The organism is Aurantiacibacter suaedae, assembly GCF_005434915.1.
Lineage (GTDB): Bacteria > Pseudomonadota > Alphaproteobacteria > Sphingomonadales > Sphingomonadaceae > Alteraurantiacibacter > Alteraurantiacibacter suaedae.
On sequence record NZ_SKCG01000001.1, the window covers coordinates 489434 to 511428 of the forward strand.

General features: G+C 62.6%; 21 protein-coding genes and 1 tRNA gene. 8 read left to right on the plus strand and 14 right to left on the minus strand.

What is annotated here, in order from left to right; all coding sequences use genetic code 11:
- Nucleotides 1-62 precede the first annotated feature (62 nt).
- The 7 genes from dusB to hflX all read left to right on the plus strand — a co-directional run bounded on the left by dusB (nucleotide 63) and on the right by hflX (nucleotide 9352).
- Nucleotides 63-1079: a tRNA dihydrouridine synthase DusB gene (dusB, locus tag E0473_RS02245; protein WP_137679223.1), complete on the plus strand. Its 1017-nt coding sequence runs from the start codon at nucleotides 63-65 to the stop codon at nucleotides 1077-1079.
- Nucleotides 1076-2167, plus strand: coding sequence for a two-component system sensor histidine kinase NtrB (locus E0473_RS02250; RefSeq protein ID WP_137679224.1), 1092 nt, complete (start codon nucleotides 1076-1078; stop codon nucleotides 2165-2167). Before dusB ends, E0473_RS02250 begins: the two co-directional genes overlap by 4 nt.
- A complete protein-coding gene (ntrC, locus tag E0473_RS02255; RefSeq protein WP_137679225.1) occupies nucleotides 2164-3573 on the plus strand; it encodes a nitrogen regulation protein NR(I) in 1410 nt (469 codons plus the stop codon). Before E0473_RS02250 ends, ntrC begins: the two co-directional genes overlap by 4 nt.
- 148 nt (nucleotides 3574-3721) lie before the next feature.
- On the plus strand, nucleotides 3722-5869 hold the full coding sequence (locus E0473_RS02260) for a sensor histidine kinase (protein ID WP_137679226.1): 2148 nt from the start codon (nucleotides 3722-3724) through the stop codon (nucleotides 5867-5869).
- A gap of 21 nt (nucleotides 5870-5890) precedes the next feature.
- Nucleotides 5891-7273 carry a nitrogen assimilation response regulator NtrX gene (gene ntrX / locus E0473_RS02265; protein ID WP_137679227.1) on the plus strand — a complete coding sequence of 461 codons (1383 nt, stop codon included), beginning with the start codon at nucleotides 5891-5893 and terminating at the stop codon, nucleotides 7271-7273.
- A 156-nt stretch (nucleotides 7274-7429) separates the two neighbouring features.
- Nucleotides 7430-8014, plus strand: coding sequence for an RNA chaperone Hfq (gene hfq / locus E0473_RS02270; RefSeq protein WP_137679228.1), 585 nt, complete (start codon nucleotides 7430-7432; stop codon nucleotides 8012-8014).
- Nucleotides 8015-8023: 9 nt separating this feature from the next.
- Nucleotides 8024-9352 carry a GTPase HflX gene (hflX, locus tag E0473_RS02275; RefSeq protein WP_137679229.1) on the plus strand — a complete coding sequence of 443 codons (1329 nt, stop codon included), beginning with the start codon at nucleotides 8024-8026 and terminating at the stop codon, nucleotides 9350-9352.
- Here the strand turns inward: hflX and mazG are convergent.
- From mazG to E0473_RS02325, 11 genes are all read right to left on the minus strand, one after another.
- Nucleotides 9349-10131: a nucleoside triphosphate pyrophosphohydrolase gene (gene mazG, locus E0473_RS02280; RefSeq protein WP_137679230.1), complete on the minus strand. Its 783-nt coding sequence runs from the start codon at nucleotides 10129-10131 to the stop codon at nucleotides 9349-9351. The genes hflX and mazG overlap by 4 nt on opposite strands.
- Before the next feature lie 77 nt (nucleotides 10132-10208).
- Nucleotides 10209-10376 carry a hypothetical protein gene (locus tag E0473_RS15350; RefSeq protein WP_161981482.1) on the minus strand — a complete coding sequence of 56 codons (168 nt, stop codon included), beginning with the start codon at nucleotides 10374-10376 and terminating at the stop codon, nucleotides 10209-10211.
- Nucleotides 10373-11140, minus strand: coding sequence for an MBL fold metallo-hydrolase (locus E0473_RS02285; RefSeq protein ID WP_137679231.1), 768 nt, complete (start codon nucleotides 11138-11140; stop codon nucleotides 10373-10375). The genes E0473_RS15350 and E0473_RS02285 overlap by 4 nt, the downstream gene beginning before the upstream one ends.
- A complete protein-coding gene (locus E0473_RS02290) occupies nucleotides 11137-11931 on the minus strand; it encodes a TatD family hydrolase (protein ID WP_241657296.1) in 795 nt (264 codons plus the stop codon). The genes E0473_RS02285 and E0473_RS02290 overlap by 4 nt, the downstream gene beginning before the upstream one ends.
- Nucleotides 11928-13496: a methionine--tRNA ligase gene (metG, locus tag E0473_RS02295; protein WP_137679232.1), complete on the minus strand. Its 1569-nt coding sequence runs from the start codon at nucleotides 13494-13496 to the stop codon at nucleotides 11928-11930. The genes E0473_RS02290 and metG overlap by 4 nt, the downstream gene beginning before the upstream one ends.
- Nucleotides 13489-14451: a DNA polymerase III subunit delta' gene (locus tag E0473_RS02300; RefSeq protein ID WP_137679233.1), complete on the minus strand. Its 963-nt coding sequence runs from the start codon at nucleotides 14449-14451 to the stop codon at nucleotides 13489-13491. The genes metG and E0473_RS02300 overlap by 8 nt, the downstream gene beginning before the upstream one ends.
- Nucleotides 14448-15071, minus strand: a complete 624-nt coding sequence (gene tmk, locus E0473_RS02305; RefSeq protein WP_137680021.1) for a dTMP kinase — start codon at nucleotides 15069-15071, stop codon at nucleotides 14448-14450. Before tmk ends, E0473_RS02300 begins: the two co-directional genes overlap by 4 nt.
- Entirely contained in the window at nucleotides 15068-16186 is a 1119-nt protein-coding gene (locus tag E0473_RS02310) for a D-alanyl-D-alanine carboxypeptidase family protein (RefSeq protein WP_241657297.1), read from the minus strand. Before E0473_RS02310 ends, tmk begins: the two co-directional genes overlap by 4 nt.
- 85 nt (nucleotides 16187-16271) lie before the next feature.
- On the minus strand, nucleotides 16272-17186 hold the full coding sequence (locus tag E0473_RS02315; RefSeq protein WP_241657298.1) for an SPOR domain-containing protein: 915 nt from the start codon (nucleotides 17184-17186) through the stop codon (nucleotides 16272-16274).
- Complete coding sequence (locus E0473_RS02320; RefSeq protein WP_137679234.1) at nucleotides 17170-18198, minus strand: lytic murein transglycosylase; 1029 nt, start codon at nucleotides 18196-18198, stop codon at nucleotides 17170-17172. Before E0473_RS02320 ends, E0473_RS02315 begins: the two co-directional genes overlap by 17 nt.
- A 79-nt stretch (nucleotides 18199-18277) precedes the next feature.
- Nucleotides 18278-19138: a DUF8021 domain-containing protein gene (locus E0473_RS02325; protein ID WP_137679235.1), complete on the minus strand. Its 861-nt coding sequence runs from the start codon at nucleotides 19136-19138 to the stop codon at nucleotides 18278-18280.
- Nucleotides 19139-19339: 201 nt separating this feature from the next.
- On the opposite strand from E0473_RS02325, the gene E0473_RS02330 reads away from it, so the two are divergent.
- A tRNA-Ser gene (locus tag E0473_RS02330) sits at nucleotides 19340-19429 on the plus strand.
- 118 nt (nucleotides 19430-19547) lie between these two features.
- Here E0473_RS02330 and lpdA read toward each other — a convergent pair.
- From lpdA to E0473_RS02345, 3 genes are all read right to left on the minus strand, one after another.
- The gene (gene lpdA / locus E0473_RS02335; protein WP_137679236.1) at nucleotides 19548-20963 is read right to left on the minus strand and encodes a dihydrolipoyl dehydrogenase; all 1416 of its coding nucleotides are present in this window, start codon (nucleotides 20961-20963) and stop codon (nucleotides 19548-19550) included.
- Nucleotides 20964-21077: 114 nt separating this feature from the next.
- Nucleotides 21078-21464, minus strand: a complete 387-nt coding sequence (locus tag E0473_RS02340; RefSeq protein ID WP_137679237.1) for an acyl-CoA thioesterase — start codon at nucleotides 21462-21464, stop codon at nucleotides 21078-21080.
- Nucleotides 21461-21994, minus strand: coding sequence for a hypothetical protein (locus E0473_RS02345; RefSeq protein WP_137679238.1), 534 nt, complete (start codon nucleotides 21992-21994; stop codon nucleotides 21461-21463). The genes E0473_RS02340 and E0473_RS02345 overlap by 4 nt, the downstream gene beginning before the upstream one ends.
- Between the last annotated feature and the right edge of the window lies 1 nt (nucleotide 21995).

Below are 21995 nucleotides of genomic sequence, written 5' to 3' on the forward strand. Positions count from 1 at the left end.
GGCTTGCCGCGCCGCTCGCAATCCACTATGCGCCTGCCCATATTTTAGGCACACCTTCCAGCATGAGCACATTGCCCCCTCCACCGGCCTTGAAGCCGATCATGGTCGGCCCCGTCGAGGTCGGCTGCCCTGTCGTGCTCGCGCCGATGACCGGCGTGACCGACCTGCCGTTCCGCCGTATTGTGCGCCGGTATGGCTCGGGCCTGAATGTCACCGAGATGATCGCCAGCGAGGCGGCCATCCGCGAAACGCGTCAGTCGGTACAGAAGGCGGCCTGGCACGCGACGGAAGAGCCGGTCTCGATGCAGCTGGTCGGCTGCGACCCCGCCAGCATGGCCGAGGCGGCCAAATTGCAAGAGGGCAATGGCGCAGCGATCATCGACATCAATTTCGGCTGCCCAGTTCGCAAGGTGGTGGGCCAGTACGCGGGCAGCGCTCTGATGCGCGAGGTGCCGCTGGCGATCAAGCTGATGGAAGCGACGGTGAAGGCGGTGAAGGTGCCCGTCACCGTGAAGATGCGCATGGGCTGGGATCACGCAAGCCTCAACGCGCCCGAACTGGGGCGCATAGCGCAGGATCTCGGCGTACAGCTGATCACCGTGCATGGCCGCACCCGCAACCAGATGTACAAGGGCAGCGCCGACTGGGCATTCATCCGCAAGGTGAAGGACGCGGTGACGATCCCCGTGATTGCCAATGGCGACATCTGCACCATCGACGATGCAGCCAAGGCGCTCGATCAGTCGGGCGCCGATGGCATCATGATCGGGCGGGGCGCCTATGGCAGACCCTGGCTGCTGGGTCAGGTCATGCACTGGTGGCAGACCGGAGAAAAACGCGAGACGCCCAGCTTCGACGAGCAATATCGCCTCGTGGTCGAGCACTATCTCATGATGCTCGATCACTATGGCGAGGATGTGGGCGTGAAGATCGCGCGCAAGCATCTGGGATGGTATACCAAGGGAATGCACGGCTCTGCTGAGTTCCGTAACAAGGTGAACTTCGTCGACGATCCGCGCCAGGTGCTGGCGGACCTTGCCGAGTTTTACGATCCCTTCCTGCACCGAAGGGCCGCGTGAGCGATAGCTCCGGCCCCCAGTCCGCTACGCGCCCCGATGCGCGCGACCAGATCGCCGGGGTGAGCTTTGCCTTGCTGCTGGTCGGCCCCGATCTTGCAATCGTGGAGGCCAATCCGGCCGCTGAAAGCATGATCGGGATCAGCGCCCGCCGTCTTATGGGCCGAAGCCTGCTCGACATTGTGAATTTCGAACAGAAGCACCTCGTCGATAAGCTGCGCAAAGGGGAAACGCAGCTGATCGTACGCGGTCTTGAACTCAAGCTCGGCGATGCGCGAATCCGCACGAATCTCACGGTGTCGCCAATGCCGGTTCATCCCGGCTGGCGCGTTGTTACGCTGTCCGAGAAGGGGCAGGGCGAATTGCTTGACGACGAGGAACGCCGCTCCAACCTGCGTGGGCCGGCCGTTCTTGCGCACGAGATCAAAAACCCGCTGGCCGCCATTCGCGGGGCTGCGCAGTTGCTCGGGCGCAAGGCGAAGGAGGGGGAACTGGCATGGACCCGCCTCATCGCCGATGAGGTCGACCGGATCGCCGCACTGATCGACCGGATGCAGCGGCTGGGGCGCGAGCGTGCCGAGCCGATCGGGCCGGTAAACCTGCACACCGCAATCCACCGCGCATACGAGACCGTCGAGATCGCCACCGACCTTTCGGTCACCTGGCGTGAAGAGTTCGACCCCTCACTGCCGCCGGTGATGGCCAATGAGGGCGCACTGGTGCAGGTGCTGGTCAACCTGATGGCCAATGCCTGCGATGCCTGCGCCTCGGCCGACGATCCGCAGATCATGGTCCGCACGCGCTTTGTCAGCGGGCTGGTGATGAACGTCATGCGGCTGGGCCGCTCGATCAAACTCCCCATCGAGATCACCGTGAGCGACAACGGACCGGGGATCGATGCGAGCCTGCGCGATCATATTTTCGAGCCCTTCGTCTCCAGCAAGCCCAACGGACAGGGCCTTGGTCTCGCGCTGGTGCAGAAGTTGGTGCGCGACATGGATGGCCGCATCACTCATGAACGCGACGAAACGGATGGGTGGACCCACTTCCGGATCCATCTGCCGATGGCGAAACCGGAGAAGACTGCATGAACCGCAAGGCCCTGTTGGTCGAAGACGATAACGCCATCGCCACCGTGATCCGCAGTGCGATGGAAGACGAAGGGTTTGCGGTCGATTCTTGCGACAGCATTGCCGAACGCGACCGGCTGCTTGTGGGCAATGCCTATGGTGTGATGCTTACCGACGTGATGCTGACCGACGGCGATGGGATCGCCACGCTCGGAGCAGTGCGCGAGGCCTATCCCGATATGCCGGTCATCATCCTGTCGGCGCAGAACACGCTCGACACTGCCGTGCGCGCGACCAGTGGCGGGGCCTTCGAGTATTTCCCCAAGCCGTTCGATCTCGACGAACTGGTCCGTGCGGCGTCCCAGGCGGTGGCAAACCGCAAGGCAAGCGACACCGAGGGCGAAGAGCCGGGCGACGGCCTGCCGCTGATCGGACGCAGCCCGGCGATGCAGGAGGTCTACCGACTGATCTCACGCCTGCTCGGAAACGATCTGTCGGTACTGGTGCTGGGCGAAAGTGGCACTGGCAAGGAACTGGTGGCCGAAGCAATCCACCAGCTTGGCAAGCGCAAGAGCGGTCCGTTCGTCGCACTAAACGCCGCCGCCATTCCGCGCGAGCTGATCGAAAGCGAGCTGTTCGGACACGAGAAAGGCGCTTTCACCGGCGCGACCGCGCGCAGTGTAGGCAAGTTCGAGCAAGCGCACGGAGGCACGCTGTTTCTCGACGAAATTGGCGATATGCCCGCCGAAGCGCAGACCCGCCTGCTGCGCGCGTTGCAATCGGGACGGATTCGGCGAGTCGGCGGCAGTGAGGAAATCGCGGTGGATGTCCGCATCGTCGCCGCCACTAACCGTGATCTCGCGCCGATGATCGCTGCGGGCACGTTCCGCGAAGACCTGTTTTACCGGCTCAACGTGGTCCCGATCCGCCTGCCTCCGTTGCGCGACCGCATGGACGATATCGAGCCGCTGGCCCGCCATTTCCTTTCCCGCGCGGCAGACGAGGGCCTGCCTAGGCGCGGCCTCTCGCGCGAGGCGGCCGCGCTGCTGGCGCGGCAGCCATGGCGCGGCAACGTGCGCGAGCTGCAGAACTTTGTCTATCGCGCCGCCTTGCTCGCCCGGCAGGACGAGATCGACGCAGCCACCATCAAGGAACTGCTGGTCGACGACAACGACCCGGCCGGGGCGGAACAGCCTGCCGACTTTGCTTCGACCGTCGAACGCTGGCTCGCGCAGGAGCAGTTTGGCGAGGGCGTGCTCTACCATGAGGCGCTGGCGCAATTCGAACGCCCCTTGATGCGCCACGCTTTGCGCCGAACCGGAGGCAACCAGCTCAAGGCTGCGCAACTGCTTGGAATCAATCGTAACACTCTGCGCAAACGTCTGGGTGAGCTGGACATCGATCCAGAACGCTATTCGCAAGGCTAGCCGCACTGCACAAAAAAGAGCTTGCTCACCGGCAACAGCAGTGTTGTACGATTGCAACGTGAACTCTGTAAGCTCCTCCCGCCAAGAAGAAAGCGCCGGTCGGCGTTCTCCGCGTTGGTGGCGGCGCACGCAGATCGCGGCGCGGCGGATGAACCTGTTTCTTTGGCTCGAAGTGCTGGCAGCGGTCTCGCTGGTGGCGATGCTTGGCGCGGCCTGGTTCTACCTTACCGGCCGCTCGGACCCCGACGAACTGGTCCCCTCGGTCGAAGCAGCGATCCTGCTGGTGGGCACGCTCATCCCCGCGTTGACGCTGGTGGTCCTCTGGGGTCGCCGCATCGCAATCCGGCGGGCTGGCGGCACCACCGCGCGCCTGCATGTCAACATGGTGTTCTTCTTCTCGCTGGTCGCGGCGATCCCCACGCTCATCGTGGCCGTGTTTGCGAGCCTGCTGTTTCAGTCGGGCGTCGAGTTCTGGTTTTCGAGCGATTCGCGCGGGATCATGGAAAACGCAAACCGGGTGGCGGAAGGCTTCTATAACGAAAACCAGCTCGACGTCGGCAACAACACCACGGCCATGGCGGTCGACCTCAGGTACTTCCTTGAGGAAAATTCCGTCACCAGCCCCGAATTCGAGGAGTTCTTCGGGCTTCAGGTCTACTATCGTGAGCTGAACGAAAGCGCGATCCTGCAACTCGCTCCCGATGGCACCTTGCGCACTGCCGCGATTGTCGACCCGCAAGACGATCCTGACCGCATCCGCGTTACTCCGGAGACGATAGAACGGCTGCAAAGCGGCGAGCAGGTAGTGATTAATGCCACGCCCGAGCGGGTCGAGGCGGTGAGCGTGCTTGATGCCGATCTTGGTGTCTATCTCTACGCCGCGCGCAACTCCGATCCCGATGTGATGGCGCTCTATACCCGCGCCGAGAATGTGGTGAGCGATTATGACGCGCTGATCGCCCGGATGCGCTCGTTGCAGCTACGCTACAATCTGGCGCTGTTTGCGATGTCGCTGGCGCTGGTGGGCATTGCCGTGTGGGCGGCCTTGCGCTTTGCCGACCGGCAGGTGAAGCCGCTGGCCGAACTCGCCTCCGCCGCGCGCGAGATCGGCAGCGGCAACTATGCCATCCGCGTCGATGGACGCACCGGACCGGACGAGATCGGTCTGCTCAACCGTGCCTTTAACCGCATGAGCCAGCAGATCGAGCGCCAGACCGACGCCTTGATCGGCGCCAACCACCAGCTCGACGAACGGCGCACGTTTATCGAAGCCGTGCTGCAGTCCATCACCGCCGGGATCATTTCGGTCGATCCGGCGGGCAAGGTGTTGCTGATGAACCAGTCTGCGCAGGAGCTTCTGCTAAGCGGGGAGGGGGAGCCTCCCATCGGCGCCGCGTTGGCTGATGTCGCCCCGCAGTTCGCCGAACTGGTAGAAAGCGGCAAGGATAGCGGCATCCTCCAGATCAGTCGCGACAACGAGTTGCTGACGCTGGCCGTAAAGCTGACCCGCTCGGCGGGTGGTCCCGTGATTACCTTTGAGGATATCACTCGCCAACTGCTCGACCAGCGGCAGGCGGCCTGGTCTGACGTAGCGCGACGCATCGCGCACGAAATCAAGAACCCGCTCACCCCGATCCAACTCGCTACCGAACGGCTCAAGCGCCGCTATGGTCGCCAGATCGTGGAGGACACCGCGCTGTTCGACGAACTGACCGGCACGATCATCCGGCAAGTGGGTGACCTGCGCAAGATGGTCGACGAGTTCTCCAGCTTCGCCCGGCTGCCCAAGCCCGTGTTCCGCCCCGAAGACCCGCTTGATCTCTCCCGGCAGGCGCTGTTCTTGCAGGAAGTGGGGCACCCTGAAATCAGCTATGGTTTCTCCGCCTCGGGCGATATCCCGCACATCGCATGCGACCGGCATCAGTTCGGTCAGGCCATGACAAATGTGCTCAAGAACGCCTCCGAAGCGATAGAGGCGCGCCGCCGCGATGCTCCGTTGGACTGGCGTGGGCGTGTCGATGTCGAAGTCAGCCTCCATGGCCGAACGCTCCAGATCGACGTGTGCGATAATGGCATCGGCCTGCCGCAGGGGCGCGACAACATCATCGAACCTTATGTGACCACGCGCGAGAAGGGCACGGGGCTCGGCCTCGCGATCGTGAAGAAGATCGTCGAGGAACATGGCGGCGATCTGAGTTTTGCCAATCTGCCCGACGGCGGAGCGAAGGCCACCTTGCGTTTTGCGGTCGATCCGGCCGCGCCCGACCGCAGCCCTGACAACGGGGCGGCGGAATGATTAGCAGCGGAGTAATCTGAAATGGCCCTCGATATCCTCGTGGTCGACGACGAACGCGACATCCGCGATCTGGTGGCTGGTGTGCTGAGCGACGAAGGCTACGACAGCCGTACCGCCGGCGACAGCGTGAGCGCGCTGGCGATGATCGACGAAAGCCGCCCGAGCCTGGTGCTGCTCGACGTCTGGCTGCACGGCAGCCCCATGGACGGGCTCGAAGTGCTGGAGGCGATCAAGGCGCGCGAACCCGATCTGCCAGTGATTGTGTTTTCGGGCCATGGCAACATAGACACCGCCGTTGCCGCCGTGAGCCGCGGGGCAATGGACTTCATCGAGAAACCGTTCGAGGCCGAACGGCTGCTGCATCTGGTGGCCCGCGCCACCGAGACCGAGCGCCTGCGACGCGAAAACGCACGGCTGCGTGAGGATGTCGCGTCGGTGGAGGAGTTTACCGGCAATTCCTCAGTCATCAATCAGCTGCGAGCGACATTGAAACGCGTCGCGGGGACCGGCAGCCGGGTATTGGTCAGCGGCCCGGCCGGATCGGGCAAGGAAGTTGCCGCGCGCCTGCTCCACGCATGGAGCCCGCGTGCGGACAAGTCTTTCGTTTCGGTCAACTGCGCGCGCATCACGCCCGAGCGCTTCGAACAGGAACTGTTTGGCGAGGAAGTCGATGGCAAGCTGGTGCGGCCAGGCCTGCTGGAACTCGCCCACGAGGGCACGCTGCATCTCGACGAGATTGCCGACATGCCCGGAAGCTCGCAGGCGCGAATCTTACGGGTACTGACCGACCAGAGCTTCGTGCGCGTGGGCGGCAACCGGCAGATCGGTGTTGACGTCCGCGTCGTTTCATCGACCGCGCGCGACCTTGAAACCGAGATTTCCGAGAACCGCTTTCGCGAGGATCTTTTCTATCGCCTCAACGTGGTGCCGATTGCGATCCCGGCGCTCTCCGAACGGCGGGAGGACATTCCCGCGCTCGCCGATCACTTCTTCACCCGCTATGCGCGCGAACAGGGCCTTCAGCCCGGCTCCATCGAGGATGAGGCCAATGCCGCGCTGCAGGCCTATGACTGGCCAGGCAACGTGCGCCAGCTGCGCAATGTGATCGAGCGCACAGTGATACTCGCCCCGCGCGAAAAGTTCTCGACCATCAGCGCCGACATGCTGCCGCCCGAAGTCACCGGCTCTACGGGCGAGGGCGGGGGCGGGATTGCCGCCTTGATGGGCGTTCCGCTGCGGGAGGCGCGCGAAAGCTTCGAGCGCGAATACCTGCGCATCCAAATCCGGAGATTCTCGGGAAATATTTCGCGCACCGCGAGTTTCATCGGGATGGAGCGCTCAGCGCTGCATCGTAAATTGAAGTTGCTCGGAATGACCGAGCGCGACGGAAACGGGGCAGAGTAATCACAAAGTTTGTTGCAACCGCGGTTTCAATGCTGCATTTGCGAACACAAGTTACCGGTGCGACCATATAGAGAAATGTGGTCTCACCAGAATGTATCTGGAACGGCCTGCCGCCTAACCAGTTGCCAAAACCATAAAGACGATGGAGTCATAAGAATGACCAAGGGCACACTTTCCGCACGCGTCCGCAAGGATCCGGTACCTGAACCGAAGGTGGAAAAGCCTGCTCGCACAGCCACACCTGCGCCTGCCAAGGGCAACGGTAACGGCAACTTGCAGGACCAGTTCCTAAACCACCTGCGTCGCGAGAAAATGCCGGTGACCATGTTTCTGGTCAAAGGTGTGAAGTTGCAGGGCATCGTCACGTGGTTCGACAATTTCTCTATTCTGCTGCGCCGCGATGGCCAGTCGCAGCTTGTTTACAAGCACGCGATTTCGACAATCATGCCGGGCGACCCGGTCGATGCCGAGCAATTCTCTAGCGCCGAGGGCAACCGCAAGCAGCGTCTGTTGCAGGACGTGTTCCTCACCCGCGTGCGTGAAGCGGGCGTTCAGGTCACCATGTTCCTCGTTAACGGTGTGATGCTTCAGGGCCGTATCGCATCATTCGATCTGTTTTGCATGATGCTCGAGCGTGAAGGCTATGTACAGCTGGCTTACAAGCATGCAGTTTCCACCATTCAACCCGCGAGCCCGGTCGATCTGTCCGGTGACTTCGACGACGATGGTGACGAGGACTAGGTAGAGCCCATTTTCGAAAACGATGAGATTGCTGGCGAGGTCACCCGTGGTGCACGGGCCCTTGTCGTATGCCCCGACATCCGGCGCGACCGCTCTGGCGCTGATCCTGAAGCGCGTCTGGAAGAAGCCAAAGGCTTGGCGTTGGCGATCGGGCTGGTGGTTGCCGATGCGGCCATCATCCCTATCCGCGAGATTCGCCCGAACACGCTGTTCGGCGAAGGCCAGGTACAGCGCATCGCAACCGATTGCGAGCTGTACGAAGCGGATCTTGTCGTCGTCGATGGCGCGCTGACGCCAATCCAGCAGCGCAATCTTGAGGAAAAGCTTAAGCACAAGGTAATCGACCGCACCGGGCTAATCCTCGAAATCTTCGGCGAACGCGCGGCGACGGCCGAAGGGCGGTTGCAAGTCGAACTCGCGCACCTCGATTACCAGCAGAGCCGCTTGGTGCGCAGCTGGACTCACCTCGAACGCCAACGCGGCGGTTTCGGCTTCCTCGGCGGCCCTGGCGAAACGCAGATCGAGGCTGACCGCCGCATGATCCGCGATCGCATGGCCAAACTGCGTCGCGAGCTCGAACAGGTCCGCAAGACACGCGAACTGCATCGCAAGCGCCGGGGCAGGGCTCCGTGGCCGGTGGTGGCCCTGGTCGGCTACACCAATGCTGGCAAATCGACACTGTTCAATCGGCTGACCGGCGCAGGCGTGATGGCCGAGGACATGTTGTTCGCCACGCTTGATCCAACCATGCGCGCGATCGGCTTACCGGGGGTGGAAAAGGCGATCCTGTCCGACACCGTGGGCTTCATCTCCGATCTGCCGACCCAGCTGGTCGCGGCCTTCCGCGCGACGCTCGAAGAAGTGACGGCTGCCGATATCGTGCTCCATGTGCGCGATATGGCCAATCCCGACAGTGCCGCGCAGAAGCGGCACGTCCTAGACGTGCTGACCGAACTCGACGTCATCGACGGGGAGGGGGGCGAAAGCGACATGCCCATCGTCGAGGTATGGAACAAATGGGATCTGATCGACGAAGAACGGCGGTCGGAACTCGAAGCCCTTGCAGCAAACGATAAGAACATCCTGCCAATTTCGGCGATCACCGGGCAGGGCGTCGATGACCTCCTCACACACCTAGGCCAGGTTCTCACCGAAGGTGCGCGTCTTCATGAACTAGCGCTGCCGGCTTCTGACGGTCAGCGAATCGCCTGGCTCCATGCCCATGGCGAGGTGCTGGAAGATGCGGACGGCGGCGAGAGTGCAGATGGACCAATGCGGAGAGTCCGCGTTCGGTTGACCGAGAAAGAATTCGGCCGGTTCGAAGCACTTACGGACTAATCCTTAGACTTCATGTTAAGCTCTGCTCGCTTGGCGCGCTGCCAGTATTCCTCCTGCTCATCGAGCGGAAGGGCGGCAAAGTCGGCTCCTTCGGCGGCAGACATTGCTTCCATAGCGAGAAAGCGCCGCTCGAACTTGGCGTTGGTGGCTTTAAGCGCCTGTTCGGCATCGACGCCATAACGCCGCACGATATTTACCGCCGCAAATAGCACGTCGCCCGCTTCAAGCAGACGTTCGTCCTCTGTTTCGGCAGCGTCGAGTTCGTCCAGTTCCTCGGCGAGCTTTTCCTTCGGACCGCTAACGTCGGGCCATTCAAATCCGACACGGGCTGCGCGCTTCTGCAACTTCTCGGCCCGCATTAAAGCCGGCAGCGCGCGTGCTACGCCGTCGAGCGCGCTAGTTGCGCCTTCGGACTGGCGCTCGGCGGCCTTGATGTCTTCCCAACGCGTGTTGTCCATTGCGCCGCCTTCGTCGCCGAAGATGTGCGGGTGGCGCGCTTCCATCTTGTCGGAAATGGCGCGGGCGACATCATCGAAGGCGAAGTGACCGGCTTCCTCGGCCATGCGCGCGTGGAACACGACCTGGAACAGCAAGTCGCCAAGTTCGCTGCGCAAATCGACCATGCTCTGCCGCTCGATGGCGTCGGCGACCTCGTAGGCTTCCTCAATCGTATACGGTGCGATCGTGGCAAAGGTCTGGACCTTGTCCCAGTCGCAGCCGCGCTCGGGGTCGCGCAAGGTGGCCATGATCGTGAGGAGGCGGGTGAGTTGCTCTGACACGGGCCCTCTTCCTGATTAACTAGAAACTGATAATATATATTATGTTAAATAACCGCTGGTCTTAGCGCGGCAGGAGCTTAGCTAATGGCTCCGAAAATCAGGGCCGCAATGCCGAAGATCACCAGCCACACCAAAGCCATCGCCAGCGTCTTCCCGCGGCTGACGCGCCAGTTGCGGTATCCCGTCACCACCAGCGCCAGCCAACCGACAAGCACAACGATCTGAAGAACGCTTCCTTCGCTCATGCCAGCAGCTCGAGCCCATCGTAACCGACCAGCACACCGGCCGGAACTTCGGCGCACAGGCTCTGATAATCCATGCTGAAATCGAGATGCGTCAGGACCGTCTTGCCAGCGCCAATGCGTTTGCCGAAGTCCAGCGCCATATCGAGATGGCAATGCGTGGGATGCGGCGCGCGGCGCAAGCAATCGCATACGAGGATGTCTACGCCCGCAAACAGCGAAAGCATTTTATCCGTAATTTCACTGAAGTCCGTCGTGTAAGCGATTGATTTTCCGTCCGCGTCGAAGCGATATCCGGTACTCATCGTGGGTCCATGCGGCATTTCCACCGAGCCAACCTTGAATCCGGCATGGATGCGCAGTGTGTCGAGCGTGTTCAACTCGACGATGGTTGGATAGCCGTGCTGCCCTGCGAACACATAGTCGAACCTCCGGCGCAGCCTGCGCGCACATTCCTGGGATGCGAAACCCGGAATAGCCGCCGCGCGGCCATATCTAAGCGGCCGCAGATCATCGATGCCGTGGCAGTGATCGGCATGATCGTGGGTCCAGAACACGCCGTCGAGCCGATCAATCCCATTGGCGAGCAACTGCTGGCGCAGATCGGTCGAGGTGTCGACGAGAAGGCGGTTGCCCTCCTCGCTCTCGACCACGATGGACACGCGGGTGCGGCGGTTTTTTGGTTCGCCCGGGTCGCACTCGCCCCAATTGTTGCCCACGCGCGGGACGCCGGTCGACGTACCAGAACCCAGCATCACCAATTTCATGGCGCGGCCTTAGAGAACAGGCGGAAAAAGTTGGCGCTCGTGCTCGCGGCGAGGTCGGAAACATCTTCGCCGCGCAGATCGGCCACAAATTGCGCGGTGTTGCGAACGAAGCCGGGCTCGCACGGTTTGCCGCGATGCGGGACCGGCGCGAGGAACGGGCTGTCGGTCTCCACCAAAAGCCGTTCTTCTGGAACTTCTTTCACGAATTCCTGTAGCTCTCTGGCATTCTTGAACGTCACGATGCCCGAGATCGAGATGGTCAGGCCGAGCTCCAAAACCTTGCGGCCAAATTCGGGCGAGGCGGTGAAGCAGTGGATCAGCGCGGGGAAGGCCCCCTGCCCCATTTCCTCGATCAGGATCGCGGCGGTGTCGTCATCGGCATCGCGGGTGTGGATCACCAACGGCAGGCCGGTCTCACGCGCGACGCCGATGTGCATCCGGAACAGCGCCTGCTGCACCTCGCGATCCGATTTGTCGTAATAGTAGTCGAGCCCGCTTTCGCCGATCCCGATCACACGCGGATGGCGGGTCGCTTCAAGCAGAACCTCACGGCCAAGATCGGCATGTTGGTCGGCCTCGTGCGGGTGGATGCCAACCGTGGCCCAGACATCTGGCTCGCGTTCGGCGGTCCCGACAACGTCCTGCCACTCGCTCTGGCGAGTGGAGATATTCAGGAAACCAGCAATACCCGCCGCACGGGCGCGGCTCAACACCGCATCCTGTTGTTCGACCAAGCCCTTGTAATTCAGATGACAATGGCTGTCGATCAAAGCGGCGGCGGCAGTGCTCACGCTTCTGCGTCCTCGGCTTGCGGCATGTCGAGGCGTGGGAATTGCCCCTCGGGCTTGGTAAGGCGAAATTCACTGCCAGCCAGCGGCGCATACCAATCGGAACCGATGGCGGCAAAGGTACGCAGATCCTCGCCCACCCCCATCGCATCGAGCAAGCGGCCCATCGAGCCTGGCATGACCGGCACCACTGCGACCGCCAATTGCGCGATGCACTGGTAGAGCACGGCCAATACGGTCTCCATCCGGGCGAAGTCGGTCTTCTTCAACGCCCACGGTGCCTCGGCGTCGATATAGGCGTTGCAGGCAAAGACCGCGCCCATCCAGGCCTCAAGCGCCTGTGAGAAGGCAAGGTCGGTGTAGTGCGCGGGCATCTCCTCGCCCACCACTCGCGCAACTAGGGCGAGCAATGCCTCGTCCGCCTCGCTAAGGCCGTTGACCGGCGGCAACGCGCCGTCGCAGTTTTTGAACACCTGGCTCAGCGTCCGCTGAGCGAGATTGCCGAAGCTGTTCGCCAGTTCGGAATTGTTGCGGTTTACAATCGCTTCGCGCGACCACCCGCCATCCTGTCCGAAGCTGAACTCACGCAGCAGGAAATAGCGCAGCGTATCAACGCCATAGAGGTTCGCCAGCTCACCCGGATCGGTAACATTGCCAAGCGACTTCGATTCCTTGACCCCGCGGTTGAGCAGGAAGCCATGGGCGAACACCTGTTTGGGCAGTTCGATTCCGGCGCTCATCAAGAAGGCGGGCCAGTACACCGTGTGGAAGCGAGTGATGTCCTTGCCAATCAGATGCAGATCGGCAGGCCAGAACTTGGAAAATTCTTCACAATCATCGGGGTAGCCAACACCGGTGAGATAGTTTGTGAGCGCATCCACCCACACATACATCACGTGCTCGTCCGAGCCGGGCACCTTCACACCCCAGTCGAAACTGGTGCGGCTCACCGAGAGATCCCGCAAGCCGCCTTCCACAAACCGCATCACCTCGTTGCGGCGGCTTTCCGGGCGGATGAAATCGGGGTTTTCGTTGTAAAGCGCGAGCAGCTTCTCTCCGTAGGCCGATAGCTTGAAAAACCAGCTCTCCTCTACGGTCCATTCCACCGGTGTGCCCTGCGGTGAGAGCTTTTCCCCGCCCTCGCCGTCGGTCAGTTCGCTTTCGTCGTAATAGGCTTCGTCACGGACCGAGTACCACCCCTCGTACCGGTCGAGGTAAAGGTCACCATTGGCCTCCATCGCTTGCCAGATCGCCTGGCTGGCGCGGTGGTGATCGTCTTCCGTCGTGCGGAAGAAGCGATCATACGAGATGTCAAGATCGTCAAACAGGCTACGGAAATACCCGGACATTTCGTCAGCAAGTTCCCGCGGTGTCTGCCCGAGATCACGCGCCTTCTGCGCCATCTTGAGGCCATGCTCGTCGGTGCCGGTCTGGAAGCGGACCTCGCGCCCCATCTGGCGATGGAAACGCGCCAGCACGTCGGAGGCAATCGTCTCATAGGCGTGGCCGATGTGCGGCTTGCCGTTGGGATAGTGAATCGCGGTGGTGAGATAGAAGGGATCAGCCATTGGTCGATGCTCTAGAAGCGGCGAACTGGCTGAGCAAGGTGCCGATCTCCATTACCAGCAGGCCTGGGTCGAAATTGTAGGTCGGAACTTCGCCTGCCAGACGCACAAGCTCGCTGTGCGCTGTCACCAGCGCGGGGATTTCCGTCCGGCTCACATGGTGCATGTGCTCCGCCACAACCGCGCGCGCCAGTTCGATGGCAGCTTGCTGGCGCTGGCGATCGGGCCGCGCGCCCATCGCGGCGGCGAGCTTGCCGCGCAGCGCGAAGTCTCGGTCACCCTCGGCGAGGATGCGCTGCATGAGCTGGTGAATGGCGCCAAGGTCGAGCTCGACGAAATCGATCGCCACTCCCGGCGAGCCACCCGCGGCGGCAATCGCGGCGGCGCGCATGGCGGCATCGGCCTGCGGAGCCTCGCGGGCGAGTACTGCGTCCATGTCCTCAGGCCCGACCTCAGGAAAGCGCAGCACCCGGCAGCGCGAGCGGATGGTCGGCAGCAAGCGGCTGAGACGGTGCGCGATCAGCAGGAAGAACGTGCCGACCGGCGGTTCCTCAAGGCTCTTGAGCAGCGCGTTCGCGGTAGGTGCCTCCATGTCGTCAGCAGGGTCGATGATGACCGCGCGGCGGCTCCCGAGGCTCGGGCGGGTGTTGAGCCGCTGTTGCAGCGCGCGGATCTGGTCGATCTTGATGTTGCGCGCCAGCTCAAACGGCTTTCCGTCGGCCTTCTTGCGCGCTTCCTTGTCATCCTTCGGCGGATGGGTGACGTAAAGCACGTCCGGGTGCTCGCCAGCAGGTTGCGGCACGCCCGGTTCGGCCACCAGTTCGCGCGCAGCGGCCAGCGCGAAGGCCGACTTGCCCACTCCGCGCCGTCCAGAGAGAATCCAACCGTGATGCATCCGGCTGCCTGAGAGCGCGCGGCGCCACTCTGCCCAGGCTTCCTCGTGGCCGATATAACTCACGCTAGCCTCTCGACCACGGTCATAATCCGCGTGTGGACTTCCTCGGGCGTACCGGTGGCTGCAATCACGCGGAAGCGCTCGGGTTCCATCGAAGCCAGCGCGGCGAAGCGACTCGCAACCGCACGGTGATAGTCAGCCGGGCGACCGCCGATCCGGTCGCTGCTATCACCATCGCGCGCCGCAAGGCGTTCGGCGACCTGCTCGGGTGCGGCGCTCAGCAGCAAGGTGAGGTCTGGCAGAAGGCCGCGTGAACCAACGGCGTGGAGGGTGCAGATTTCCGTGTCGGTCATACCCCCTTCGCCACCCTGATAGGCGCGGGTGGAATCGAGAAAACGGTCGCACACCACCCACCGGCCCGCAGCCAGTGCCGGCTCGATGGCTTGCGATACGTGGTCGGCGCGGGCTGCGGCGAACAGCAAGGTCTCGCTGGCCGGGCTGAAGTGCTGCGCCGGGTCAAGCAGCAACGCGCGGATGGCTTCGGCGCCGGGCGTGCCACCGGGCTCGCGGGTAAGCAGCGGGTTGTGTCCGGCCGCCTGCAGCGCTTCGGCGAGCATACGTGCCTGCGTCGATTTTCCGACGCCCTCCCCGCCCTCAAGCGTGATGAACCGGCCGCGCATCAGCCGAACCACTTGGCAAAGGCATTGCCGATACGCCGCAACAGACCGGCCTTGGGCACGGCCTCGGTGGCCAGCAACGGAGCGTCGACCACCACCGTCCCGTTCGCGTTGCGCAATTGCAGCCGCGCGACCGTGTCACCCTTCGCAATCGGCGCTTCCACGGGGCCGCGGTAAGATATGGTTAGACCCATCTTGCTGGCCGGATCGGCCGGGAGGGCGGCTGCAAAGTCTTTGTCGAGCGCAAGGCCGACCGATCGCTTCGTGCCGTCCTGAACCTGCGCCCGCCCCATCTCGGACCCGGCGGCGAACAAGCGCGTCGGCGAAAACTCGCGAAACCCCCAGTCGATGAGGTTTCGCCCGGCCGCATCGCGCATACGCGCGGTAGGGGAGCCTGCAAGGACCACGATAAGCCTGCGCCCGCCACGCGCCGCCGTTCCAATCAGTGTATAGCCCGCTTCCGAGGTGTAGCCGGTCTTGAGACCGTCTCCGCCCTCCACCTGTCCGGTAATCGGATCGTGGTTGGCCTGCGTGATATCGCCCCATTTCAGCCGGCGGTGACCGAAGAAGCGATGAAACAGCGCGGGATAGTCCTGCGTGACCGCCTGCCCCAACTTCACTAGATCGTCAGCGGTGGTGTAGGTCTTGCCGCCATCGGGATAGCCGTTGGGCGAGCCGAAATGGCTGTCGTTCATGCCGAGCGCAGCGGCATTTTCGTTCATCAGATCAAGCCAGGCCCCGGTCGAGCCGGTGGCCGCTTCGGCAATCGCCATGCTCGCGTCATTGCCCGAAACGGTGGTGATACCGAGCAAAAGCTGGCCGATGGTAGGCCGCTCGCCCGCGCGCAGGAACATGTTCGAGCCTTCGGCATACCATTCGTCTTCCAGCGCCTGGGTATAAAGGAAGTGCCGATCGAGCTTAAGCTTGCCCTCACCCACCAGCTTGAAGGCGGTATAGGCGGTCATAACCTTGGTGACGGACGCAGGCACGAAACGCCGGTGCGGCTCACGCGCATAGAGCTGCTGCCCCGTCCACAGATCGACCAGCAGTGCGACCGGAATCTCGTCGGGCACCGGCGCGGGCGTGGCTGGCTGGGCGCGGACAGGCGCCGTCAGCGACATGCCGACGGCAAGGACAACAAGCCAGACCTTAACTTTTATCACGCCCACTCCGCATTGCCTGGCGGCGGACGCGCTTGGTCGCCGCTCAGTCGTTGGTGAAGATTCGTGCGTCGCTATAGCCCGCAGCCCGCACCTTGGCGAGCGAGCCTTCCGCTTCTGCACGGCTTGTGAAAGGCCCCGTGCGAACGCTGTAGTACCGGCCTGACTGCGAGACAGTGCCATCGAGCGCTTGGGCGGCGCGTTCCGCGTTGTCGGGATTGGCAAATGCTGCAACCTGGACCAAGAAAACACCGGTTGCTGGCGGAGCGGGTGCGGCGGCAGGCGTTTCCGGCTCGCTCTGCGCGACGGCGGTGTTTACATACTCGGAGGCCGGCTCCGGCTCAGGTTGAACGGCTTCCGGCGCCGCTTCGACAGATGCGAGCGTTGCAGGAGCTGCGGGCAATTGGCGCTTGAGCACAGCGACGAGCGACATCGGCGTATCCATCCGCAAGGGCGCCTCGCCGCCCGCTCGCAGCTCCGCGCGCTGCTCCTCAGGCGGATTGACTCGGCGCACACGCACCGGCAAATCGGCACCGGCACCAAGCTGGGACATGGCAGCGGGCGACAGCGCTAGCAGTCTTGTCGAAGTCATCGGGCCTCGCTGTTCGACACGAGCCAGGATCGTGCGACCTGTGTCGAGCGAAGTAACCTCGATGTAGCTAGGCACCGGCAGCGTATGGTGCGCAGCGGTAATCCCGGTCAAGTCATCCGCGGCGGCAAGGTAGCCGACCTCGTCGTAATTGAGCACATCGTTGGGCGTGAAGGTGATGCCGTCGATAGTATAAGGCTCGCCTACGAGCACCGGATAGTCGGCCTGCGGCCCGTTCTTTGCGGCAACGGCGCTTTTCGCAACCGGACCGGGGCCGCCGCCTATCGCGGAGCACCCGCCCAACATGGCAAGTGCGCTGGCGGCAGTCAGCCCCACCAGCAGGCGGGTGCGCCTGTCATCGAATAATCTCATCTGCAAGCAACCCCACACTCATTGCGTAGTAATTCGAGCAGTTATATTCGAGGATAACCCTATAATTCTGCGTTAAGAGATATCCCGGAGCCGACGGACCATCGGGCTCGAACAGCGCTGTTAGCACATCGTCTCCGATCGGCGCTGCCGGAGTGATCCCGCGCTCTTTCCACTCGCGCACGGTCAACCAGCGGCTGTGGCGGCTATGAACGCGCGGGCAAACTGGCGAGGCGGTGTCGCTTTCGATACCACTCCGATCCGCCGAATTGGGAACATAGGCGCGCACGGCCCAGGGCTGCCCTGCCCGCCAGCCCGCATCGCGGAAATAGTTGGCAATCGAATGAAGCGTATCGGCGCGCGAATTCCAGATATCGCGCACTCCGTCTCCATCGCCATCGCGTGCAAGGCGAAGATAAACGCTCGGCAGAAACTGCGGATTGCCGAAGGCTCCAGCCCAGCTGCCGACAAGGCTTGACCGTGGAATGCCGGCATCGGCAATCTTGAGCACGTCGATCAGCTCGCGCTCGAACAGGTCGCGGCGGCGCCCTTCCCAGGCCAGGGTAGCCAACGAACGCGGCAAGTCGAACGAGCCTTTCACCGCGCCATAGGCCGTCTCATGGCCCCAGATGGCCACCAGATACTGCGCAGGAACGCCGTATTCGCGCTCCACCTCGCTAGCCAGCGCCCCGAGCGAGCGGTAGGCCGAGCGCCCGCCGTCGATCCGCGACTGCGAATTGTGGCGCGCGATATAGTTCGCCATCGAGGGAAAGCCGGTGCTGGTGCCGCTGCCGCTCGACGAGACGTTATCGCGATCGAGCGCCATAACACGCTCGTTCGGGGTCAACCCGGCGAACACGTTGGAAATCGTGCTGTCACGCACGCCTTCCGAACGCGCCTTCTGCCCTACGCTCTCGAGATAGGCGTTAAAAGTCTCCTGCTGGGCGGAAGCAGCGCTTCCGAGCGAGGCGAGGAGCGAAAATACGGCGACCGAAGCAAGCAATCTGATTGTCATGGTGGGGATTGTAGGCTGCCGGGCAGGCTGGGCAAACGGCTAATTGCCCTTACCTGCCCAATTCGTCGCAAAACGCCCATCAGTCCGCGTAGGGCGGCTGCATTCCGGGGTTTTCTGCAAGCATCTCGGCGAAAGGCTTAAAGCCGCAGTTTTCTTCCGCGCAGTAGGTCGCGGTGTGAACGTAGCGGATCTTACCATCCTCAATGCGGAAGGTGTGGCTATCGGGCCTGCCGTTCTCGCCGAAATCGAGGAACACGTTTACCGCGCCCTTCGCCTCGTCGACCACAAAGCGGCGATTGGTCAGCTCTACCCCCGAAGGCACGCCCACATCGCAGCTATCAGTGGCGGCACCGGTGCCGGTGTAGGTGCCCCCCTCAAGCCGCGCGCAGGGCATACCCCAGGGCACCTCGACGCTTGGGTCGTTGAACAGATCGAGATAGGCATTGGCGGCGGCAATCAGCTCTTCGCGCGTGTTGCGGTCGGCCTCAGGAATTTCGCTCCAGTCCTCGCGGCGGGCATATTCGTAGGTGGCCTGGGCATCGAACAGCCAGTCGCCCTCGTCGGTCACGATGTTGTCGAAGGGGCCTACGCCGAAGAAGCCGTTGCCGATCTGCGTTGCCGCAACGATTGGCCGCTCTTCATCGAGCATCACGCTTTCTACATACACTTTGCACTGCGTGGTATCGAGCAGGGCCATATGCCAGTCGACCTCACGCTCGGGATAGAGGAAGCTGCCGAGCGAGGAACGTTTGCCGTTCTCGTTATAATCGACCCACTCGCCGAGCTTCATCGTCATCATCGTGCCTTGCTCGATGCCCTCGACCCAATCATCGGCGATGCCTTGCAGCACGGCACGGTCACACCCACCTTGCGCAGCGGCGGGCGAAGCCACGGCCAAGGCTGCGCTGGCGAAAAGGAATGCGGAAATCTTGCGAACCATGGTGGGTATAATCCTCTCTCTACGCACTTTGATGCGCTGAAAACCTCACGGAGCGACCTGGCCCCTTCCCCCTTGGATAGCCAAAGGGCAAAAGGGTGTCACCAACAAGTTGACCTTGTCCAAACGGCCCGCCTCAAGCATTTTCAACAGGCCTGATGACATTCGTCTAAATTGCCGCTAGCTCGCCCCGACCGGCTCCACGGACAGGTGGCAGAGCGGTTGAATGCACCGGTCTTGAAAACCGGCGAGGATGCAAGTCCTCCGTGGGTTCGAATCCCACCCTGTCCGCCATTCTCTTGCGGCCTACCACTCCGTTGCTTGAGGTTATTGGCTCCGTGTTTGGACTTCGTTCCGAACTCGCTGCCACACTTTCCGCTTTATTGCCTCAGGCGCCTGAGGCCTATCCAGATCAAACGTGGACCACCCGCCCATAAGCAGCGAGCACGCTTTCGTGCATCGATTCGGAGATTGTCGGATGCGGGAACACTGCCTGCATCAGCTCTGCCTCGGTGGTTTCGAGCGTCTTGCCGACAACATAGCCCTGGATCATCTCGGTAACTTCGGCGCCCACCATATGCGCACCCAGCAGCTCGCCGGTTGCCGCATCGAACACCGTCTTTACGAAGCCCTCGGGTTCGCCCAGCGCAATCGCCTTGCCGTTGCCGATGAAGGGGAAGTTGCCGACCTTTACTTTGTAGCCAGCTTCCTTGGCCTTGGCCTCCGTCATGCCGACCGACGCCACCTGCGGGTGACAGTAGGTGCAGCCGGGGATATTGTTGCGATCGAGCCCGTGCGGGTGGACATCCTTGTTGCCCAGTTCCTGCGCGATGGCCTCGGCGGCGGTCACGCCCTCGTGGCTTGCCTTGTGCGCCAGCCAAGGACCGGGGGTGCAGTCGCCAATCGCCCATAGACCCTTGGTCTTGGTGCGACCAAGATCGTCGATCTGGATGAACCCGCGATCGAGATCGGCATATTTCTCCACGCCGATGTTCTCGGTGTTGGGCACGATGCCGACCGCCGAGATCACGTGGCTGTAGGTCTCGGTAGTGACTTTGCCGGCCTTGTCCTTGATCGTGACCTTCACCTCTTTATCGGAGGCCTTCACTTCCTGCACAGCCGCCTCGGTGAGGATCGTCATGCCCTGCTTGGTGAGCGCCTTGGTCATGAAAGTGGAGACGTCCTTGTCCTCCACCGGCATGATCCGGTCGAGCATCTCGACCACGGTCACATCGACGCCCATGTCGTTGTAAAAACTAGCGAACTCGACGCCAATTGCACCCGAGCCCATGACGAGCAGCTTAGTCGGCATTTCCTTGGGCGTCATCGCGTGCCGATAGGTCCACACGCGCTTGCCGTCGACCGGAGCGAAGGGCAGCTCGCGCGCCCGTGCGCCGGTGGCGACGATCACGTGCTTGGCGCTGATCGTCTCGGTGCCCTTCTCGCCCTTCACCTCGATCGAGGTGGCGCTCTTGAGGGTGCCCTCGCCCATGTGGACGGTGATCTTGTTCTTCTTCATCAGGTGCGTGACGCCCTGATTGAGCTGCTTGGCAACGCCCCGGCTGCGCTTCACCACCGCTTCAAGATCAGCCTCGATGGCACCGGCGATTTTCAGTCCATAATCTTTGGCGTGCTGGGCATAGTGCAGGATTTCGGCCGAGCGCAGCAGCGCCTTGGTGGGAATGCAGCCCCAGTTGAGGCAGATCCCGCCGAGCAGCTCGCGTTCGACAATGGCGGTCTTCAGGCCCAACTGCGAGGCGCGAATGGCGGCCACATAGCCGCCCGGACCCGAACCCAGAACGATAACGTCGTACTTGCTGTCAGCCATAACCTAACCTCTAATCCGTTCGGGCCGAGCTTGTCTAAGCCCCGCCCTGTTCCTTCGACGCCCCGCCCGCGACCAATACATTCCTTCGACAAGCTCAGGACGAACGGGGCTTGTTCAACCCTTGATCAGGCGCGGACGGCCTTCGTCGTCCACCGCCACGAAAGTAAACTTTGCCTGCGTCACTTTGCAGGCCTCTTCGGTATGCCGCTCACGCCGCCAAGCCTCGACAGCGATCACCATCGAACTGCGACCTACTTTCTCGATCTCGGCATAGACCGAGACCTCGCAACCGACCTTGACCGGCTGGAGGAACTGCATCCCGTCCATCGCCACGGTAACCGCCCGGCCCTTCGAATGGCGCGCGGCGGCGAGCCCCGCGGCATTGTCCATGATCGAGACCAGCCAGCCGCCGAAAATATCGCCATAGGCATTGGTGTCACGCGGCATGGCGGTGACGCGGATGGCGGGATCGCGTCCGGCGTGGATTTCAGCTTCGGTCATGACGCGCGCCGTAGCTCGAGCGTGATGCCATCGAACCAGCGCAGTGTCAGGCGATTATCGCCCGTCAGCTGCGGCTGATCCGCGGCAGCGTCTACAGGAGGGCCGAAAGCTCTGCCATCGCCACAGGTAATCACAAGTTTGTCAGTGGCGTCGCCGGGTTCGACCCGGGGATCGTCGCAGGCCATACGAAAGGCGGAATACTCAGATTCTCCGCCGTCGACCTGAGGGTTGATCCAGCGCGCCGATGCGGAGGTAAACTCCAGTCGAAGGCCCGCCAGCGCGGCCAACTCGGCATCGCCATAGGCCTGCACCGCACCGTCGGGATCGCTGAGGCGCGCTTGGGTAACTTCCCAAGTGCCCCATATGGCAGCCTGCGCAGGTTCTCCGGCGGCGGCGGTGGGGGCCGGGCTAGCACTCTCGCTTCTCTCGGGCGCAGGCGACTGGCCCCCGTCATCGGCAGGCGCGCCGTCGGCGTTGCAAGCGGTCAACAGCAAAGCCGCCGCCGCAATGGATGCGGAGCGCGGGGTCATC

What these genes read in the sequence shown, in the direction of transcription:
- hfq (WP_137679228.1), top strand. Translation starts at nt 7,430, where the DNA reads ATGACCAAGGGCACACTTTCCGCACGCGTCCGCAAGGATCCGGTACCT.
- E0473_RS02320 (WP_137679234.1), bottom strand. Translation starts at nt 18,198, where the DNA reads ATGACAATCAGATTGCTTGCTTCGGTCGCCGTATTTTCGCTCCTCGCC.
- E0473_RS02340 (WP_137679237.1), bottom strand. Translation starts at nt 21,464, where the DNA reads ATGACCGAAGCTGAAATCCACGCCGGACGCGATCCCGCCATCCGCGTC.
- E0473_RS02310 (WP_241657297.1), bottom strand. Translation starts at nt 16,186, where the DNA reads ATGTCGCTGACGGCGCCTGTCCGCGCCCAGCCAGCCACGCCCGCGCCG.
- E0473_RS15350 (WP_161981482.1), bottom strand. Translation starts at nt 10,376, where the DNA reads ATGAGCGAAGGAAGCGTTCTTCAGATCGTTGTGCTTGTCGGTTGGCTG.
- dusB (WP_137679223.1), top strand. Translation starts at nt 63, where the DNA reads ATGAGCACATTGCCCCCTCCACCGGCCTTGAAGCCGATCATGGTCGGC.
- E0473_RS02285 (WP_137679231.1), bottom strand. Translation starts at nt 11,140, where the DNA reads ATGAAATTGGTGATGCTGGGTTCTGGTACGTCGACCGGCGTCCCGCGC.
- E0473_RS02325 (WP_137679235.1), bottom strand. Translation starts at nt 19,138, where the DNA reads ATGGTTCGCAAGATTTCCGCATTCCTTTTCGCCAGCGCAGCCTTGGCC.
- E0473_RS02315 (WP_241657298.1), bottom strand. Translation starts at nt 17,186, where the DNA reads ATGAGATTATTCGATGACAGGCGCACCCGCCTGCTGGTGGGGCTGACT.
- lpdA (WP_137679236.1), bottom strand. Translation starts at nt 20,963, where the DNA reads ATGGCTGACAGCAAGTACGACGTTATCGTTCTGGGTTCGGGTCCGGGC.
- ntrX (WP_137679227.1), top strand. Translation starts at nt 5,891, where the DNA reads ATGGCCCTCGATATCCTCGTGGTCGACGACGAACGCGACATCCGCGAT.
- metG (WP_137679232.1), bottom strand. Translation starts at nt 13,496, where the DNA reads ATGGCTGATCCCTTCTATCTCACCACCGCGATTCACTATCCCAACGGC.
- ntrC (WP_137679225.1), top strand. Translation starts at nt 2,164, where the DNA reads ATGAACCGCAAGGCCCTGTTGGTCGAAGACGATAACGCCATCGCCACC.
- E0473_RS02260 (WP_137679226.1), top strand. Translation starts at nt 3,722, where the DNA reads ATGAACCTGTTTCTTTGGCTCGAAGTGCTGGCAGCGGTCTCGCTGGTG.
- E0473_RS02345 (WP_137679238.1), bottom strand. Translation starts at nt 21,994, where the DNA reads ATGACCCCGCGCTCCGCATCCATTGCGGCGGCGGCTTTGCTGTTGACC.